Origin of the sequence: Pseudolysobacter antarcticus, from assembly GCF_004168365.1 — a bacterium.
Classification (GTDB): Bacteria; Pseudomonadota; Gammaproteobacteria; order Xanthomonadales; family Rhodanobacteraceae; genus Pseudolysobacter; species Pseudolysobacter antarcticus.
In genome coordinates, this window is record NZ_CP035704.1 from 240,948 (window position 1) to 258,658 (window position 17,711).

13 protein-coding genes are annotated in these 17,711 nt (G+C 59.4%); 10 read left to right on the plus strand and 3 right to left on the minus strand.

Annotation, left to right across the window (positions count from 1 at the left end; all coding sequences use genetic code 11):
* Positions 1 to 39 precede the first annotated feature (39 nt).
* From ELE36_RS01080 to ELE36_RS01100, 5 genes are all read left to right on the plus strand, one after another.
* Entirely contained in the window at positions 40 to 852 is an 813-nt protein-coding gene (locus ELE36_RS01080) for a lysophospholipid acyltransferase family protein (protein WP_129831341.1), read from the plus strand.
* A 6-nt stretch (positions 853 to 858) separates the two neighbouring features.
* Positions 859 to 1,869, plus strand: a complete 1,011-nt coding sequence (locus ELE36_RS01085; protein WP_129831342.1) for a YheT family hydrolase — start codon at positions 859 to 861, stop codon at positions 1,867 to 1,869.
* A 132-nt stretch (positions 1,870 to 2,001) separates the two neighbouring features.
* On the plus strand, positions 2,002 to 4,098 hold the full coding sequence (locus ELE36_RS01090) for a tetratricopeptide repeat protein (protein ID WP_129831343.1): 2,097 nt from the start codon (positions 2,002 to 2,004) through the stop codon (positions 4,096 to 4,098).
* An 18-nt stretch (positions 4,099 to 4,116) separates the two neighbouring features.
* Positions 4,117 to 4,755, plus strand: a complete 639-nt coding sequence (locus ELE36_RS01095; RefSeq protein WP_129831344.1) for a YbhB/YbcL family Raf kinase inhibitor-like protein — start codon at positions 4,117 to 4,119, stop codon at positions 4,753 to 4,755.
* A 7-nt stretch (positions 4,756 to 4,762) separates the two neighbouring features.
* Positions 4,763 to 6,079, plus strand: a complete 1,317-nt coding sequence (locus ELE36_RS01100) for an aspartyl/asparaginyl beta-hydroxylase domain-containing protein (RefSeq protein ID WP_129831345.1) — start codon at positions 4,763 to 4,765, stop codon at positions 6,077 to 6,079.
* Between the two features lie 18 nt (positions 6,080 to 6,097).
* Here ELE36_RS01100 and ELE36_RS01105 read toward each other — a convergent pair whose 3' ends face one another.
* Positions 6,098 to 6,898, minus strand: a complete 801-nt coding sequence (locus tag ELE36_RS01105; protein ID WP_207215836.1) for an undecaprenyl-diphosphate phosphatase — start codon at positions 6,896 to 6,898, stop codon at positions 6,098 to 6,100.
* A 344-nt stretch (positions 6,899 to 7,242) separates the two neighbouring features.
* On the opposite strand from ELE36_RS01105, the gene glnA (ELE36_RS01110) reads away from it, so the two are divergent.
* From glnA (ELE36_RS01110) to glnA (ELE36_RS01130), 5 genes are all read left to right on the plus strand, one after another.
* Positions 7,243 to 8,652 carry a type I glutamate--ammonia ligase gene (gene glnA, locus ELE36_RS01110; protein ID WP_129831346.1) on the plus strand — a complete coding sequence of 470 codons (1,410 nt, stop codon included), beginning with the start codon at positions 7,243 to 7,245 and terminating at the stop codon, positions 8,650 to 8,652.
* Positions 8,653 to 8,885: 233 nt separating this feature from the next.
* Positions 8,886 to 9,653 carry a TorF family putative porin gene (locus ELE36_RS01115; protein ID WP_129831347.1) on the plus strand — a complete coding sequence of 256 codons (768 nt, stop codon included), beginning with the start codon at positions 8,886 to 8,888 and terminating at the stop codon, positions 9,651 to 9,653.
* 66 nt (positions 9,654 to 9,719) lie between these two features.
* Entirely contained in the window at positions 9,720 to 10,058 is a 339-nt protein-coding gene (locus ELE36_RS01120; protein ID WP_129831348.1) for a P-II family nitrogen regulator, read from the plus strand.
* Between the two features lie 28 nt (positions 10,059 to 10,086).
* Complete coding sequence (locus tag ELE36_RS01125) at positions 10,087 to 11,568, plus strand: ammonium transporter (RefSeq protein WP_129831349.1); 1,482 nt, start codon at positions 10,087 to 10,089, stop codon at positions 11,566 to 11,568.
* A 169-nt stretch (positions 11,569 to 11,737) separates the two neighbouring features.
* Positions 11,738 to 13,147 carry a type I glutamate--ammonia ligase gene (gene glnA / locus ELE36_RS01130; RefSeq protein ID WP_129831350.1) on the plus strand — a complete coding sequence of 470 codons (1,410 nt, stop codon included), beginning with the start codon at positions 11,738 to 11,740 and terminating at the stop codon, positions 13,145 to 13,147.
* Between the two features lie 222 nt (positions 13,148 to 13,369).
* Here the strand turns inward: glnA (ELE36_RS01130) and ELE36_RS01135 are convergent, their stop codons facing one another.
* Both ELE36_RS01135 and ELE36_RS01140 read right to left on the minus strand, forming a co-directional pair.
* The gene (locus ELE36_RS01135) at positions 13,370 to 14,473 is read right to left on the minus strand and encodes a glycosyltransferase family 9 protein (RefSeq protein WP_129831351.1); all 1,104 of its coding nucleotides are present in this window, start codon (positions 14,471 to 14,473) and stop codon (positions 13,370 to 13,372) included.
* A gap of 172 nt (positions 14,474 to 14,645) precedes the next feature.
* Positions 14,646 to 17,333: a pre-peptidase C-terminal domain-containing protein gene (locus tag ELE36_RS01140; protein WP_165371419.1), complete on the minus strand. Its 2,688-nt coding sequence runs from the start codon at positions 17,331 to 17,333 to the stop codon at positions 14,646 to 14,648.
* Positions 17,334 to 17,711 lie beyond the last annotated feature (378 nt).

Genomic DNA, 17,711 nt, shown 5'->3' on the forward strand with positions numbered 1-17,711 from the left:
TGGTATGCAAGGGCATGCTTGGATAGAGTAGGGCCAAGCATGAGCACGCCAGCCGAATCCTCGAAAACCCTGTCAGCGTCCGATCACGATCCGCAACGTTTTTGGCGTTACGCCGTGCGTCTGCCGATGCTTGTATTGCATGTGCTGATCGCGCCATTCGTCGCGTTGTTTTTCGTCAATGGCCTGACCACGCGCTGGCAGTTTCGCGGTCAATCGGTGGCGCAGGCGGTGACTGGCTGGTGGTCGCGGCGCCTGCTGCGCATCTTCGGTTTTCGCGTTCGTGTATTCGGCGCGCCGCTCGGTCTGCCGGTTTTGTTCGTCGCCAATCACACCTCGTGGCTGGATATCGAAGTCGTGCATACGCAGTTGCTCGCGAGTTTTATTGCCAAATCCGAAATCGCGAACTGGCCGCTGGTCGGCTGGTTGTCGAGCCGCGCCGGTACGATTTTTCATCGCCGCGGCAGTACTCATTCGCTGAGTGAAGTGATCCAGGTCGCGGTCGAGCGCCTGCAGCAAGGTCGCTCGGTGGCGGTGTTTCCCGAAGGCGGCACCGGTTCGGCAGCACGCCTGCGTACATTTCACGCGCGGGTTTTCCAGATCGCGGTGGATGCCGGCGTGCCGGTGCAGCCGCTCGCCTTGCGCTACGGTAGCAACGGCGAGTGGGATGCGAGCGTGCCGTTCTCCGAAGAGGAAAGTTTCCTCGCGAATTTTTTCCGCGTGCTCGGTGGCCCGGCGCGCGACGCCGAGCTACATTTTCTCGTGCCGATCGATGATGCTTCGCAAGGTCGCCGCCATATGGCCGAGGCGGCGCGCGCGCAGATCCAGCAGGCGCTGGGTTATGTCGATGAGTGAACGCCGATGAACCAGCCCGATCTGCAAATCGCCGCGGATTTTCGCCCGGCGCGGTTGTTGCGCAATGCACATCTGCAATCGCTATTAGCGTCGAGCGGCCTGCGCAGCTGGCTGTTCAAGCGCAAGCGCGCGGCGCTGCGGCGCGGCGTCACCGAACATATCCTGGATTGCGGCGATGGTGTGCGCCTGCAGGGTTTCCACACGCCGCAACAGGCGCGGCCGCAAGCCCGCGCGCTGGTGATCCTGCTGCACGGCTGGGAAGGCAGTTCCGATTCGACTTATCTGCTACACGCCGGTAGTCGCCTGCTGGACGAAGGCTACGACGTGTTTCGCCTGAATCTGCGCGATCACGGCGCCACGCATCATCTGAATGTCGGGCTGTTCCATTCGTGTCTGCTCGATGAAGTGGTCGGCGCGTGCAAGGCCATCGTCCAACTTTTTCCGCACATGCCGCTCGCGATCGCGGGATTTTCGCTCGGTGGAAATTTCGCGTTGCGCGTGGCCCTGCGCGCACCTGCGGCCGGTGTCGAGTTGCGTCACGCGATTGGCGTGTGTCCGGTGATCAGTCCGCGCGCCGGGCTGGCCGCGATCTCCAACGCGCCGTTTTTCTACGAACAATATTTCATGCACAAGTGGCGGCGCTCACTGCTGCGCAAACAGGCATTGTTTCCGCAGCGCGAATTGTTCGCTGCCAGTGATCTGCGCGGCAATCTGCACGATCTCACGCGCAGCATGGTCGAGCGCCACACGGATTTTGGCACGCTGGAAAATTATCTCGACGGTTATGCCATTTCCGGCGATCGCCTCGCCGCACTGAGCGTGCCGGCCTCGATCCTCACTTCGGCCGATGATCCAGTGATTCCGATCGCGGACTTTCGCGCGCTGCAATTGTCGCCTAGCACCGAGCTGGATATCGCGCCACACGGCGGTCACTGCGGTTTCATCCAGGATTTCTCGCTGCGCAGCTACAGCGAGGATTACATCGTCAGTCGCCTTCAACGCACGTTCGGCGCCTGAAACCTGCCGCGGCGCGCGCAAGGCGCGCCTTCGATTCGGGCCAGCACGCAATCTGCGGCATAATATGCGGCTACAGGCCGTATACGCAGGCCTTCCATCAAACGCCGCTGGCGCTGACGAATCATCAAAATCATGCTTGAAGAAATCCTGACTCTGCAACGCAACGGCCAGCTCGATCTGGCGGAACAACGTGGTCGCGAATTGCTCGCGACCGAACCCGACAATGCCGAGCTGATGCGCGTGCTCAGTGCGCTGACGTTTGCTCGCGGCGATCTCGATGCGGCGCTCGCGTTGGCCAGCGATGCCGTCGCGCACGATCCGGAAAATGCGTTGCATCATGCGCATCTCGGTGGTCTCGAGTTCAGCGCAAAACGTTTCGAGAATGCCGAGAGGCATTTGCGCGAAGCGCTGCGACTCAGCCCAAATACCGGCAGTGCGTATCTGTTCCTCGGTCAGATTGCGCTTGAGCGTGGCGACAATGCGCAGGCGCGCGAGCATTTCAAATCCGCCGAGCGCGTGGATGCAGAAAATCCGCAAACCCTAGCGAGCCTCGGCAATCTCGCGCTTGAACGTGACGACTACGAACTCGGTCTGCGCTATTACACCCGCGCGGCCGCCATCGCTCCGAACGAAGCCGCGATCCAGGCCGGGCTCGGTCGATCGTTCTATTTGAAAGGCATGTTCGCGTTCGCGATTCAGGCATTTGAAAATGCGTTGCGCCTGAAACCGGATCTGCACGCGGCACAACATTGGCTGGGCCAAGCGCATCTCAAGCAAGCGCAACCTGCCGCCGCGGAATCGCACTTCAAAGCCTTGTTGTCGCAGCCGACATATCACGCCATGGCGTTGGTCGGGCTCGGCGATGTCGCGCGCGCCAGCAATCAGTTCGAACTCGCCGTGCAGCATTACCGCGCGGCATTGGCGCAGGATCCGCAACAGCCGCGCATCGCGATTGCGCTGGGATTGTGCCTGTTGCATCTCGGCCAGCCCGATGCGGCATTAAAAACCTACGAAGACTTGTTGACGTTGCAGCCGGATCAACACGATGTGCTTGCGGCGCGCGCCGAGTTGTACGGCATCCTCGGTCGCAATGCGCAGGCGCTGCAAGCGTGGCAGGATATTCTGCAGCAGCATCCCGACGATGCGATCGCGCTGGCGCGATTGCCGTTGTTGCTGGATCTGCAAAATCAGTTCGATGCGGCTGCGGTCATGGCCAAGCGCGCGCAGGCGAAAAATCCGGGTGATATCGATGCGCGTTTTGTGCTCGCGCGCGCCGCGCTGCGGGCATTGCAGCCGGATGCAGCGCTGCTGCAACTCGGCGGCATTGATGCGACACAATTGCCCGAAGGCGCGCAACTTCTGCTCGCGCGACATCGTGGTTTTGCCTTCGACCAGGCCGACCGTTTTGCCGAGGCGATCGCGGCATGGCTGACAGCGCAGCGTGGATTGGCGAGCAACGGCATCCCACGCATCGGCCCACTGGCGACGGATTTTCTGGCGCATCTGGCGAGCCTCGGCGGCGCCGAGCAAACTACGACGCAGGCGCCAGTGTTGTTGCTCGGTGCGCCGGGTTCCGGTGTGCAGGAAGTCGCGAACGTATTGATGGCTGAATTCGGCCGCGTGATTTTGCGCGATCGTTTCCAGCCCGGCGCGCGTGTCGACTTGTTCAGCGAAGGCGATTTTGCGCATTACGCCAGCCTCGATGATACGGACGCCGCGGCACTGTCGCGTCGTTATTTCGCGTTGCGCAATGCGCTGGATCTGCCAGAAGGCGAGATCATCGACTGGATCCCGCGCTGGGACGCACATTTCCTGCTCGCGATCTCACGCGCGTTGCCGGGCACGCGCATCATCGTGGTCGAGCGTGATCCGCGCGCCACGCTGATGAACTGGCTCGCTTGCGGATGGGCGGCAGGTTTTGCGCTGCCGGATATCGACGCGGCGGCGGATTGGCTGAACGTGGTGAACCAGCATTTTTCTGCCTGCGAAAATGCGCCAGGCGTGCAGGTATTGCGTATCGATGCCGACCGACTACAGCTCGAGCCGGCGGCCATCATTGCGCAAGTCGCAAGTTTCCTCGGCAGTCAAAAATTGCAGCAAAAAACATCGGCGAACGCGAGTAATCGTGACGAGCTGTTCAACGCCTTGCCGCCGCAACGCTGGCAGGCGTATGAAAAAACGCTGGCGGCGAGTTTTGCGCGTTTCGATGCCAAGCCCCAGTCCAATTAATCAATCGCGGAGAACGGCATGCAAATCAAGAGCGAAAGTTTTCAGGACGGCGCGCGCATTCCCGCCGAGTTCGCGTTTGGCAAACCCGGGCCGGATTCACCGTGCATATTTTCGACGAATCGCAATCCGCATCTGGCATGGAGCGATGCGCCAGCGGCAACGCGCTCGTTCGTATTGATGTGTATCGACAGCGATGTGCCGAGCAAACCCGACGACGTCAACCAGGCCGGACGCACGGTGCCGGCGAGTTTGCCGCGTGCGGAATTTGTGCATTGGCTGATGCTGGATATTTCGCCGGAAGTGCGTGAGCTTGGCGCCGGCAGTTGCGCCGAAGGCGTGATTCCGCGCGGCCAGCGCGAGCCGTTTGGCCCGGAAGATAGTGTGCAAGGCCTGAACGATTTCACCGGCTGGTTTGCGGGCGATGCGGACATGGCGGGCGATTATTTCGGTTACGACGGGCCATGTCCGCCGTGGAACGACGAGCTCATGCATCATTATCATTTCCAAGTGTTTGCGCTCGATGTGGCAACGCTTGGCCTCAGCGGTCGCTTCACGCTAGCCGATGTGCGCAACGCAATGCAGGGCCACGTGTTGGCGGAAGCCGGCCTGACCGGGCTGTACACGTTGTATCCGCCGCTGCTGAATTCCGCAGATTGAGAGCGCAATGAATTCTGCAGCCAGCGGTGATATCGGCGCGCTACTCGAACACGCGCGGCAACTCGCGCAACAAGGGCAGGGTGATCAGGCTGAACAAATCTGCGCGCAGATTCTGCAGACGCAGCCGAGTCAGGTCGAGGCGTTGAATTTCATCGCCATGCGCGCGTTGGGACGCGGTCAATTTGCACAAGCGACGAACATGTTGCAGCTAGCGGATCTTGCGCAACCGAATGCGCAGGCAACGCTGAAAAATCTCGCTGTCGTACATGCAGCAGCGGGTGATCGCGAGGCTGCCGAAAAAACTCTGCAGCAGGCGATCGAAGCTGCGCCCGAACACTACGATCTGCAACTGCATCTGGGCGGTTTGCAGGAACAGCGCGGCGATGGACGCGCGGCCTTGCGCACCTACTTGCGTGCCATCACTGCGGCGCAAAATCAGGGCTATTGGCTCAGTGCAGCGTCGACGCCGCCAGCCTTGCATGCAGCGGTAACACACGCGATGGATTTTGTGCATCGCGGTCGCCAGCAAATTTTATCGGCGGTGCTGCAACCGTTGCGCGCGCAGCACGGCGCCGCGGCGATGCTGCGTATCGAACGCTGTCTGGCGATGTATCTGGGCGATGTGCCGAGCACGATTGCCGATGCGTATCAGAAGCCGAAATTTCTGTATTTCCCCGATCTGCCGACGCGCGCGTATTTCGCCAGTGATCTTTTCCCGTGGCAAGTCGAGCTCGAAAAACATACCGATATAATTCGCGCAGAAATGCAGGCCTTGCTGACCGAGCCGGACGCACTGGAACCGTTTCTCGGGGTGCCGACACCAGCCGAGGGCGATCAATATCTGCGCGGTGGTAGCCAAGGCGCGCCAGCGTGGGACGCATTTTTCTTTTATCGTCACGGCGAGCGCCAGGATGCGAACTGCGCGCGTTGTCCGCAGACCGCGGCGATCATTGATGCGTTGCCGATCGTGCGCATTCGTGAGCACGCACCGGAGATCTGTTTTTCGGTGCTCACGCCCGGCACCCATATCCTGCCGCATCACGGCGTCACCAACACACGCCTGGTCACGCATCTGCCGTTGATCGTGCCCGAGGATTGCGCGATCCGTGTGGGTGGCGAGGAACATTCGTGGCAGGAAGGTCGCTGTGTCACGTTCGACGACACCTTCGAACACGAGGCGTGGAATCGCAGTCAGAGCACGCGCGTCGTGTTGATTCTGGATAGCTGGAATCCGTATCTGACGGAAGTCGAACGTATCGCGGTCACCGATCTGGTTGGTGCGATCGGTGATTTCAATCGCGAGTTTTCGTTGCGCGGCGGTTGAACGAATACGGCGTCGTTATCAGGCGACGCCGGTCGCCAACGCAATAAGCAAAACCGCGCCAAGCACGATGCGATAGATCGCAAACGCCGTGAAACGATGGCTGCGGATGTAACCGAGCAGCCACTTTACCGCGATGAACGCAGTGATCGTCGACACCACAAACGCGATACCGACGCTGCTCCAGTTTTCACTCGCCAGCGCGCCGGCCTTGTAGCATTTCAACAGCTCGTAGGCGCTGGCGGCGTACATCGTCGGAATGCCGACCAGAAACGCAAATTCCGTTGCCGCGGCGCGATTGCTGGTGCCCGCCAGCATGGCGACGAAAATCGTCGCGGCCGAGCGCGACGTGCCCGGAAATATGCCCGCGACGATCTGCGCGAGGCCGACCAGAATCGCCACGCGCCAAGTAATTGTCTGACGATCCGGCTGATCCGCCGCGAGCCGCTCGGCGATCAGCATCCACACGCCGCCGATCAATAACGCCCACGCCACCGGCGCCAGCGCTTCGGGCAATTTGAACTTGAGCACACTGACGACGATGAAGCCGAGTGCCGAGGTAATCAGGAAGGCGACGAACAGCTTCAGCAGGTAATCGCGCTGCGCCGGTTCGCGCCAGCCGGTCAGCAACTGCCAGATACGCGGCCAGTAAATCGCTGTGACGGCGAGGATCGCGCCGGCCTGAATCACGACGTTGAACAGTTCGGAACGTGGCGCCAGCCAGTGTTCCGCAATCAGCAAGTGCCCGGTGCTGGAAATCGGCAGAAATTCGGTGATGCCTTCGATCACGCCGAGCAGGATATCGGTCAAAAAAGTATTCACGGGCGTTGGCTCTCGATGGATGGAAGGCGCGGCGCAGTTCAGCGACGGTGTAGTTCGAGTCGCGCGCCGAAAGCAGTTGCGTATGGTAGCGGGATGATCGGCTGAGGCGTAGCTGTCACGAATGCGATGGCACGACGAAAGCGCATATCACACACGGTCTGCGCACGGTTTTGGTGCGGCGCAGCACTTGATCTGCACCATCTAGGAGCAGAAAGGCGCTGCCAACCCGGTCCGCGTGAATAACTTCTCGGCAAGCCATTGTTTTTAATTCGAAAATATAACTGGCATGGCGGTTGCTATAACGAAGTTCAACCTTTCTATTTACTTACTCAGGAGCCCCTTTTATGTCCGCCGCAAATGTCCAGAAGCTGATCCAGGAACACGACGTGGAGTTCGTCGATCTGCGTTTTGCCGATATGCTCGGCAAGCAGCACCACGTGACGTTTCCGGCCCACGCCGCGGACGACGCGCTGTTCGAAGAAGGCAAGATGTTCGACGGCTCCTCGATTGCTGGCTGGAAAGGCATCAACGAATCGGACATGGTGCTGATGCCCGATCCCGACAGCGCCGTGCTCGACCCGTTCAGCGAAGCGCCAACCTTGATCCTGAATTGCGACGTGCTCGAACCCAGCACCATGCAAGCGTATTCGCGCTGCCCGCGTTCCATCGGCCGCCGTGCTGAGGCCTTCATCAAAGCCTCGGGTGTGGCCGACATTGGCCACTTCGGCCCCGAACCCGAATTCTTCATCTTCGACAACGTGCGCTGGCGCAACGAAATGTCCGGTGCGTCGTTCGAGATCGAATCCGAAGAAGCCGCCTGGAGCAGCAACAAGGAATTCGAAGGCGGCAACTCCGGCCACCGTCCGGGCGTGAAGGGCGGTTATTTTCCGGTATCGCCGGTCGATTCGCTCGGCGACATGCGCGGCGAAATGTGCAAACTGCTCGAAGCCATGGGCCAGGTCGTCGAAGTACATCATCACGAAGTCGCCACCGCCGGCCAGTGCGAAATCGGCACACGCTTCAACACGCTCGTGAAGAAAGGCGACGAACTGCTCGCGCTCAAATACGTCGTGCAGAACGTCGCGCATCGCAACGGCAAAACCGCCACCTTCATGCCCAAGCCGATCGTCGGCGACAACGGCTCCGGCATGCACGTGCATCAGTCCCTGACTAAAGGCGGCACCAACCTGTTCGCTGGCGATCTGTACGGCGGCCTGAGCCAGACCGCGCTGTATTACATCGGCGGCATCTTCAAGCACGCCCGTGCGATCAATGCCTTCAGCAACTCCGGCACCAACAGCTACAAGCGTCTCGTGCCCGGTTACGAAGCGCCGGTGATGCTCGCCTACTCGGCCCGCAACCGCTCGGCCAGCTGCCGCATTCCGTTCGTGCACAGCCCGAAAGCGCGGCGCATCGAAGTGCGTTTCCCCGATCCGATCAACACCGGCTATCTCACCTTCTCGGCGTTGCTGATGGCCGGGCTGGACGGCATCCTCAACAAGATCGATCCGGGTGCACCGATGGACAAGGATCTGTACGACTTGCCGCCGGAAGAAGAGAAGGGCATTCCGACCGTATGCCACAGTCTGGATCAGGCACTCGAAGCATTGAACAAGGATCGCGCGTTCCTGACCGCGGGCGGCGTGTTCTCGGACGACTTCATCGATGCCTACATCGAGTTGAAGATGCAGGAAGTGACGCGCTTCCGTGCGGCCACGCATCCGATCGAATACCAGATGTATTACTCGATCTAAAACAAATTCAGGCGGTTCCGGCGTTGCGGGGGTGCGGCGCCGGAACGTCCGAATCAACAGATAAGGAGAAAGGAGCGAAACACGACGCACAGACGTCGTTTGCTGGGGAGGGATAGGAGCTGGACTTGGGATTACCGCACGACGCGATTGTGTCGTGCGCAGGCAGGCGTGCAACACGGCGCGTCTGCATGAATACCCACCGTGCCCTTAACCCGCAAAAAAAGGAATGAGCCATGAAGCGCACTGCGTTTGCTGTTGCAATTTCGATCGCACTATTGAGCGTCGCTCGCACGGCGTTCGCGGAGGACGCAGTACCCGCCGCACCAGCGAATCCGTGGGTCGGATCGCTGACCGTGGCTAGTGATTATATTTTTCGTGGCTTGACCCAGACCAATGAAAAACCTGCTTTGCAGGGCGGTCTGGAGTACGACGATCCCAGTGGTATGTACGCGGGATTCTGGGGAAGCAGCATCAGTTGGCTGTCGGATTACTCGACCTCGGCCGCGCCGGTGTCGAGCAATGTCGAGTTCGATTTCTACGCCGGTTATCGCGGCAAGTTCAACGATGACTTCGGCTACGACGTTGGCCTCTACACCTACTATTATCCGGGCACCTATCCCGGCGGATTCACGAGTGCGAACACGACCGAAATCTACGGCGCGTTGTCGTACAAATTCGTCTCGCTGAAATATTCACACACGCTGAGCAACGCCTTCGGTTTCAGCGACACCAAGAACTCGGGCTACATCGATCTTTCGGCGAACTACGAGTTCGTGCCGAGCTGGCTGCTGAATGCCCACGTCGGTCACCAGCGCATCGATGGTTTTGGCGATGCCTCGTACACCGACTACAAGCTCGGCATCACCAAGAATTTCGACAAGGGTTTCGCGCTCGCGATCGCCTATTTCGACAGCAATGCCGACAAGTCTGTTTACACCAATTACTACGATCACTTTGTCGGTCGCTCGACCGGCGTCATCACGCTGACCAAGACGTTCTGAGATGAGCGCGCAGCGATCCAGCCAAACCCGTCCCGTCCCGATCTGGGCAGAAAAAAGGAGATACCGATGAAACTGATCACCGCCATCATCCGGCCGTTCAAACTCGATGAAGTACGCGAGGGCCTCACCCAAATCGCGGTGTCGGGCCTGACCGTCACCGAGGTCAAAGGCTTCGGTCGACAGAAAGGCCATACCGAGCTTTATCGCGGTGCCGAATACGTGGTCGACCTGCTGCCGAAAATCAAGATCGAAGCCGTCGTTCCCGATGAGCTGGTCGAGGCCGCACTCGAAGTCATCATGCACGCGGCCCGCACCGACAAGATCGGTGACGGCAAGATTTTCGTGAGTCCGATCGAGCAGGTGCTGCGCATTCGCACGGGCGAAATCGGCAAAGACGCGCTCTGACCGCATCCCTATCAATGAGGCGACCCCAATGATTACCGCAACTCGAACTCCCGATCTAAAAAGTTACACGCCGATGCTGATCGCACTCGCCTGCGGCGCCGCTGCACTTTTGCTCGCTCAATACGGCTTCGCCCAGGATGCCGTGCCCGCCGTTGCAGCGGCTGTAGCGCCGCCACCCGCACCGGTGCCAAACAAGGGCGATACGGCGTGGATGCTGACTTCCACCGCATTGGTATTGCTGATGTCGGTGCCCGCACTTGCGTTGTTCTATGGCGGCCTGGTGCGCACCAAAAACATGCTGTCGGTGTTGATGCAGGTGTTTGTCGTATTTTCGCTGATCACGGTGCTGTGGTTCGTTTACGGCTACAGCATTGCGTTCACCGAAGGCAATCCTTTCTTCGGCGGAATCTCGCGATTGTTTCTCAACGGCACGTTCACTCCAGCCGACGGTTCTTTCTCGATGGCCGCCACGTTTTCCAAGGCGACGCCGCTTTATGAAATCGTGTTTGCAGTATTCCAGGCGACCTTCGCCGCGATCACCTGCTGCCTGATTCTGGGTTCGATCGTGGAGCGCGTGAAATTTTCCGCGGTGCTGATTTTTATGGTGATCTGGTTCACCTTCAGCTATCTGCCGATCGCGCACATGGTCTGGTTCTGGGCCGGCCCGGATGCGTATGTCGACGCCAGCAAGAGTGACGCGATCAACGCCACCGCCGGTTACATCTGGCAGATGGGCGCGCTCGATTTCGCTGGCGGTACGGTCGTGCATATCAATGCCGGTGTGGCCGGTTTGATCGGTGCATACATGCTCGGCAAACGCGTCGGTTATGGCAAGGAAGCGATCCGTCCGCACAGCCTGACCATGACCATGATCGGCGCCTCGCTGTTGTGGTTCGGCTGGTTCGGTTTCAACGCCGGCTCCGCACTTGAGGCGAACGGTTCGGCTGCGCTCGCGTTTCTCAACACCTATCTCGCCACGGCGTGCGCGGTGTTGTCGTGGACGCTGGTCGAGTGGCTCGTGAAGGGTAAACCATCAATGCTCGGTGCGGCTTCCGGCGCGGTTGCCGGGCTGGTTGCCATTACTCCGGCGGCGGGCAATGTCGGTGTGCCGGGCGCGTTCGCGATCGGTCTGGCCGCGGGCGTGATCTGTCTCTGGGGTGTGATGGGTTTGAAAAAAATTATCAAAGCCGACGATTCACTCGACGTGTTTGGCGTGCACGCGCTCGGTGGCATCAGCGGCGCGTTGCTGACTGGTATATTCAATGCGCCGAGTCTCGGGGGACCGGGTTCGACCCAGGATTGGGTGAAGATGACGATGGGTTATCCGGGTATTCCGCAACAGTTGTTGATCCAGGCCAAGGCGGTTGGTATCACGATCGTGTGGACGGCGGTGGTGGCATTCATCGCGTTCAAGATCGCTGATCTGATCGTCGGTCTGCGCGTGACCGAAGAGCAGGAACGCGAAGGTCTCGATATCAGTTCGCATGGTGAGTCGGCATACGATATGTAGCCGTTATCGCGCTCGGCGTTTGCGCGGACTTTGCGCAGCGCCGGGTGCAACTCCGGGTCGGCGTTCGCATGTGGGTGCGGCGCCGACTTTTCCATGCATTGAGATAGCAAATTTTTACCGCGGTCTGCGATGATGCGAATCCCGTAACCATCACCACCCAGGAGATTTTATGTCCGCTGCGAATGTCCAGAAGCTGATCCAGGAACACGCGATCGAATTCGTTGATCTGCGTTTTGCCGATATGCTCGGCAAGCAGCACCACGTGACGTTTCCGGCCCACGCCGCGGACGACGCGCTGTTCGAAGAAGGCAAGATGTTCGACGGCTCCTCGATTGCTGGCTGGAAAGGCATCAACGAATCGGACATGGTGCTGATGCCCGATCCCGACAGCGCCGTGCTCGACCCGTTCAGCGAAGCGCCAACCTTGATCCTGAATTGCGACGTGCTCGAACCCAGCACCATGCAAGCGTATTCGCGCTGCCCGCGTTCCATCGGCCGCCGTGCTGAGGCCTTCATCAAAGCCTCGGGTGTGGCCGACATTGGCCACTTCGGCCCCGAACCCGAATTCTTCATCTTCGACAACGTGCGCTGGCGCAACGAAATGTCCGGTGCGTCGTTCGAGATCGAATCCGAAGAAGCCGCCTGGAGCAGCAACAAGGAATTCGAAGGCGGCAACTCCGGCCACCGTCCGGGCGTGAAGGGCGGTTATTTTCCGGTATCGCCGGTCGATTCGCTCGGCGACATGCGCGGCGAAATGTGCAAACTGCTCGAAGCCATGGGCCAGGTCGTCGAAGTACATCATCACGAAGTCGCCACCGCCGGCCAGTGCGAAATCGGCACACGCTTCAACACGCTCGTGAAGAAAGGCGACGAACTGCTCGCGCTCAAATACGTCGTGCAGAACGTCGCGCATCGCAACGGCAAAACCGCCACCTTCATGCCCAAGCCGATCGTCGGCGACAACGGCTCCGGCATGCACGTGCATCAGTCCCTGACTAAAGGCGGCACCAACCTGTTCGCTGGCGATCTGTACGGCGGCCTGAGCCAGACCGCGCTGTATTACATCGGCGGCATCTTCAAGCACGCCCGTGCGATCAATGCCTTCAGCAACTCCGGCACCAACAGCTACAAGCGTCTCGTGCCCGGTTACGAAGCGCCGGTGATGCTCGCCTACTCGGCCCGCAACCGCTCGGCCAGCTGCCGCATTCCGTTCGTGCACAGCCCGAAAGCGCGGCGCATCGAAGTGCGTTTCCCCGATCCGATCAACACCGGCTATCTCACCTTCTCGGCGTTGCTGATGGCCGGGCTGGACGGCATCCTCAACAAGATCGATCCGGGTGCACCGATGGACAAGGATCTGTACGACTTGCCGCCGGAAGAAGAGAAGGGCATTCCGACCGTATGCCACAGTCTGGATCAGGCACTCGAAGCATTGAACAAGGATCGCGCGTTCCTGACCGCGGGCGGCGTGTTCTCGGACGACTTCATCGATGCCTACATCGAGTTGAAGATGCAGGAAGTGACGCGCTTCCGTGCGGCCACGCATCCGATCGAATACCAGATGTATTACTCGATCTGAAAATAATTAAAGAGACGGCGCAGCTGGCGTCGTCTCTTTTCTCAGCACGCATGATTGCCAAAAGGCGGCGGTGGCGAACCAGCAGTAATTGTTGATCGTATTTTAATTACGCACGAATACCTAATTTTCTTATCGAAAATTGCTATCGGATTTATTATTTTAATAATCGTAATAGTTGCACTGTCAGAAGACTATCGATAAAACCATCACGGAAGATCCTGCTCAGGCGTCAGCCAAGGGCTTGCGCAATCGAATGGTTTTCCACGCTGCCAATACGGTTTCCAGGGTTATGTTCTCGACATGATCGGATAGCGGTGGTCCGCCCAACGTCACCACATCGCTACCGGTCGGGCTGCGAGGTTTCCACATTGCCGGCGGCGCTGCGCCATACAAAACCAGCAGCGGGCAGCCTAGCGCGGCTGCGGCATGCGCCGGACCGGTATCGATGGATATCATTCCGCGCGCGATTTCGAGCAGACTGAATAATCGTCGCAACGGCAAATCCGTGGCCGCGACTTGCACACACTTCAGTTGCGATGCTTTTTCTACGTCGCTTAGCAGCGTCGCTTCCTGCGGTGATCCACACAGGATTAATCGCGTCTGCGGCAACTGTGTGTGCAGTGCCTGTAACAGTCCGACCCAGCGCTCGATCGGCCACGCTTTCGAATCGCCGAATTGCCCGAGCCGACCTCGTTTGAACGTGCGTTTGTTGCCGATCTGAAGCAACAGAAAATCGTGATTTTGCAAGCCGTGCTGTTGCACCCAGGCATCGCGATCGCTGCGATCGACCGCATCGATAGCCAATTTCGGTGCAGGCAGCAAATCTTCAGGTTGCCATGGGTATTCGCCCGCGTTGAACGCTGGCGGGTTCAGTCGGCCGAGATGCATCCAGCGGTCATTCCAGTGCTCTCCTTGCTGATCGCGATGCTCGCTCGCAAATACACAGCGTTGCTTGGATACCCCGCCACGGCGCAACAGCCAGCGCACTTTATCGAGGGCGTGATCGTCGCAAACATATACCGGACTTTGCGGATTTTCGCGCAATGCAGACACCAGCCGCCACTGGCTGGAATCGAGCACATACGGACGTCGCCGACTGCGCACAAGCCACGTCGAATCGACATCGGGATGACGCGTAAACAGCGGTTGCATCCATCCGCCCGAGCCAATCAACTGGCACGGCTTGCCATAACGTCGGTGCAGCAAATGCAGCAACGGTGTCAGCAGGATCAGGTCGCCGAGCGCGCCGAAGCGTACGACGATGGGAGATAAAGCCGCGCCTCTCCGTGCGGCAGAGGTATCGGCAATCTCGGTGACTGGATTCATGGGTGATTCTTGGCAGCGATCGGATCGGCGCGAATATAGCAAGCCGCATGCGCGCCGTGTTTTGGTTTCCGCATAAACAAAAACTCCCGGCCTTCGCAGACCGGGAGTTTTCTTTTGATCGATCAACCGATTCGCCTATTAGCGCGGCGGATCGGTCATCAAGCGTGACAGCTTACGGCGTGTACTTGCCGAGCAGGGTCACACCCGAATAGGCAGCATACGCATTGAGCTTGATGTGATACGTATTGCCCGCCGTCAGCGTGCAGCTCTCCGCATTGCCCGTTACATACGGACGGCAGCTGTAGCTGCTCAGGGTCGGCGCTGCACCGTTCTGCACGTACATGTCGGCATCACCCGTACCACCGGAAATGGCTACAGTGGCTGCAGTGGCGCCAGCAGGAACGGTGAAGGTGTAATCGGCCGAGAGCACGCCAGTCGCACCGGACAAACCGGTCACCGCGACATTGTTGCTCAGCACATTACCGCCACCACCACCGCCACCGGCAGTGTACTTGCCGACCAGGCTCACACCGGTATAAGCGGCATACGCATTAAGCTTGATGTGGTAGGTATTGCCCGCGGTCAGCGTGCAGCTCTCCGCATTGCCCGAGACATACGGACGGCAGCTGTAGCTGGTCAGCGTGGGGGCTGCACCGACCTGCACGTACATGTCGGCATCACCCGTACCACCGGAAATGGCTACGGTGGCTGCAGTGGCGCCAGCCGGAACGGTGAAGGTGTAATCGGCCGAGAGCACACCGGTCGCACCGGACAAACCGGTCACGGCGACGTTGTTGACCAACACATTACCGCCGCCACCGCCTGCCGCGTTCACGGTCAGCGCGAGGCTGGTCGTGTGCGAGAGCGAACCGGAAGTACCGGTGATGGTGACCGTGGCCGGACCCGTGGTCGCCGAGGCGCTGGCGGTCAAGGTCAGCGTGCTGGTGCTGGTAGTGCTGGCCGGGCTGAACGACGCGGTCACGCCAGAAGGCAGGCCCGAGGCGGTCAAGGCGACGCTACCGGTGAAGCCACCGGAATCGGTCACGCTGATGGTGCTCGTGGCGTTGGCGCCCTGGGTCACGCTGGCGCTGCCAGGGGCATCGGACAAGGTGAAGTTCGGCGTTGGCGTGGTGCCACCGACCAAAGCTGCGATCAGGTTCGCACCGTTCGGGCTGCCCCAACCAGTGACCAGGTCATAACCAGCGACGGCATTGAAGCCGGTGCCGCTGCCTTTGGATGGCTTGTTATTGCCGCTGGTAACATCGTGGAAGGTCGTTGAATAACTCGTGCCCAGACCGATGGTGTAGAGCTTGGCATTGACGAAACCGAGCGGACCGGTGCCGTTGGCAACCGACTGCTGATTCGCCAGCGCGATGAAACCAGCGATACGCGGAGCAGCGAAACTGGTGCCGCCGTAACCGGTCAAAAAGCTGCCGTTATCCACGGTCGGATTGTCGAAATCGGCTTCGGCAGAAATATCCGGATCGTTGCGGTACGTGGTCGAACCCTTGTTGGTCGAGGTGATCACGCCAGTGGTCTGCTGCCAGCTCGGGATAGTGGCACCTGATGCGGAATAAAAACCGCCGCCGCTGGTCGCCCAGCCGGTTTCCGACGCCCATGAACCGCCAGCGCCGTTGGTCAGCAAATCCGTGCCGCCGACTTCGAGGACATACGAATCTTCGGAAGGTGGCAACCAAGTCGAGCTGTTGTATGCACCATCATCGCCGGTGGCGTTGAGGAAGGTCTGGCCCTGCGCTGCCATCTGCTGGAAGATCGGGTCGTCGCTGGCGCGCGAGAAATCGCCACCGCCCCACGAACAGCTGATGATCTTGCTGGTGTTGTCGGTGGCCATCTTGTTGAGCACCGCCACGCCGCTGCTACCTTCGTAGAACTGGATCTGGCTGATGCCCGGCGCCATGCCGATGGCATTGACGATATCGAGAATTTGCTCGCCGTCACTACAGGTGCCGGTGCCGCTGCCGGTGCCGTCATCGCAAACGCCGCTGTAACCGCCGACGAGTACGTTGTTGACCGGAACGTTCGAGGTCATGCCGGTGGATGTATAGAACTTGGCGATGTCGGCGGTTTTGTAGCCGTCATACGAGAAGATCGCGATGCTTTGACCGGCACCGGTGAGCGGACCCGAACCGTAATACGCCGCGCGCATGTCGCTCGGCAGATACTGGTTGCTCGGACCCGAACCGGTGATGTGCGGCAGGATCTGCGCGGCCCGGGTTGGGTTGCTCTTCAGGTGAGTGAACGGACGAACGTAGTTGTCCAGACCGGAAACCTTCAGCAGCGGCACACTCAGGCTGCTGGCGACCGGTTCGCGATCTGCCGAGAAGAAGGTGCGGTCTTCGGTCGGATGCTGGTACGTGTTCATGGTGACGTGGAACGCGCTATTGATGCTCTGCGCGCTGCCTTCGACGCTCACCAGGCGACGGTTCGGCGTGGTCTCGGTGACGGTCAGGCCATTCGCGTTGGCCCAGGCGACGACCTGGTTATAGTCTTCTTCGGTCGGACCGAATTTCGCGGTGAATTCTTCGCCGCTCAGGTACTGATGGAAATTCGGACTCTGCGGATCCTGCAGCTGTTCCAGCAGGGTATCCAGATCGGCCTGATTGCGCAGCGGCAGGTTCAAACCGAGTTTGACGTGCTGATCGCCGGACAGTTTGGCCATCAACGGCGCCTGGCCGTTGGCAACCGCAGCGGGCACGTGGCGCGCAGCGATGCTGCCAGCGCCGAGACTGGCGACGTTAAAACCGTTCGACGCGATTTCCGTGGCGCTGACGCCAACGGATAACGACAGGCCGCAAGTAAGACCGGTGGCCAATACAGCGAGTGCAAGCTTGTGCTTCATAGTTCTGATATTGCGATGCATTTTTTCCTCCAGGTGAAAAAGCAAAACACAGTTCAGCTAACGAGCAACATGCTTGATACTCGCGGGTAACTTTAATTTTTTTATAAAAGTAATACTGCCGTGTGCAATAAGATCTTAAAATCGAGTTTTATTGCAGTGCAACAAAGCATGTCGCGGGCCGAAGATTAGCACTAAGTGACAAAAAGTTAATTAATTATTCTTAATTCAAAATAGCTTCGATCGAGTTCGGTGGTTATTAGTTTCAATTGAAACCACTATTCCGAATGCGCAAAGTTTGTGGCCGTGCCGTTTGCGAATCGAGCCGCAGCGATCTTCCACGCAAGATGAATTCGCAGTCGCGCGCACGCCATCCCGGGG

What these genes read in the sequence shown, in the direction of transcription:
- ELE36_RS01085 (WP_129831342.1), top strand. Translation starts at nt 859, where the DNA reads ATGAACCAGCCCGATCTGCAAATCGCCGCGGATTTTCGCCCGGCGCGG.
- ELE36_RS01135 (WP_129831351.1), bottom strand. Translation starts at nt 14,473, where the DNA reads ATGAATCCAGTCACCGAGATTGCCGATACCTCTGCCGCACGGAGAGGC.
- ELE36_RS01080 (WP_129831341.1), top strand. Translation starts at nt 40, where the DNA reads ATGAGCACGCCAGCCGAATCCTCGAAAACCCTGTCAGCGTCCGATCAC.
- ELE36_RS01090 (WP_129831343.1), top strand. Translation starts at nt 2,002, where the DNA reads ATGCTTGAAGAAATCCTGACTCTGCAACGCAACGGCCAGCTCGATCTG.
- glnA (WP_129831350.1), top strand. Translation starts at nt 11,738, where the DNA reads ATGTCCGCTGCGAATGTCCAGAAGCTGATCCAGGAACACGCGATCGAA.
- ELE36_RS01100 (WP_129831345.1), top strand. Translation starts at nt 4,763, where the DNA reads ATGAATTCTGCAGCCAGCGGTGATATCGGCGCGCTACTCGAACACGCG.
- ELE36_RS01115 (WP_129831347.1), top strand. Translation starts at nt 8,886, where the DNA reads ATGAAGCGCACTGCGTTTGCTGTTGCAATTTCGATCGCACTATTGAGC.
- glnA (WP_129831346.1), top strand. Translation starts at nt 7,243, where the DNA reads ATGTCCGCCGCAAATGTCCAGAAGCTGATCCAGGAACACGACGTGGAG.
- ELE36_RS01140 (WP_165371419.1), bottom strand. Translation starts at nt 17,333, where the DNA reads ATGAAGCACAAGCTTGCACTCGCTGTATTGGCCACCGGTCTTACTTGC.
- ELE36_RS01120 (WP_129831348.1), top strand. Translation starts at nt 9,720, where the DNA reads ATGAAACTGATCACCGCCATCATCCGGCCGTTCAAACTCGATGAAGTA.
- ELE36_RS01125 (WP_129831349.1), top strand. Translation starts at nt 10,087, where the DNA reads ATGATTACCGCAACTCGAACTCCCGATCTAAAAAGTTACACGCCGATG.
- ELE36_RS01095 (WP_129831344.1), top strand. Translation starts at nt 4,117, where the DNA reads ATGCAAATCAAGAGCGAAAGTTTTCAGGACGGCGCGCGCATTCCCGCC.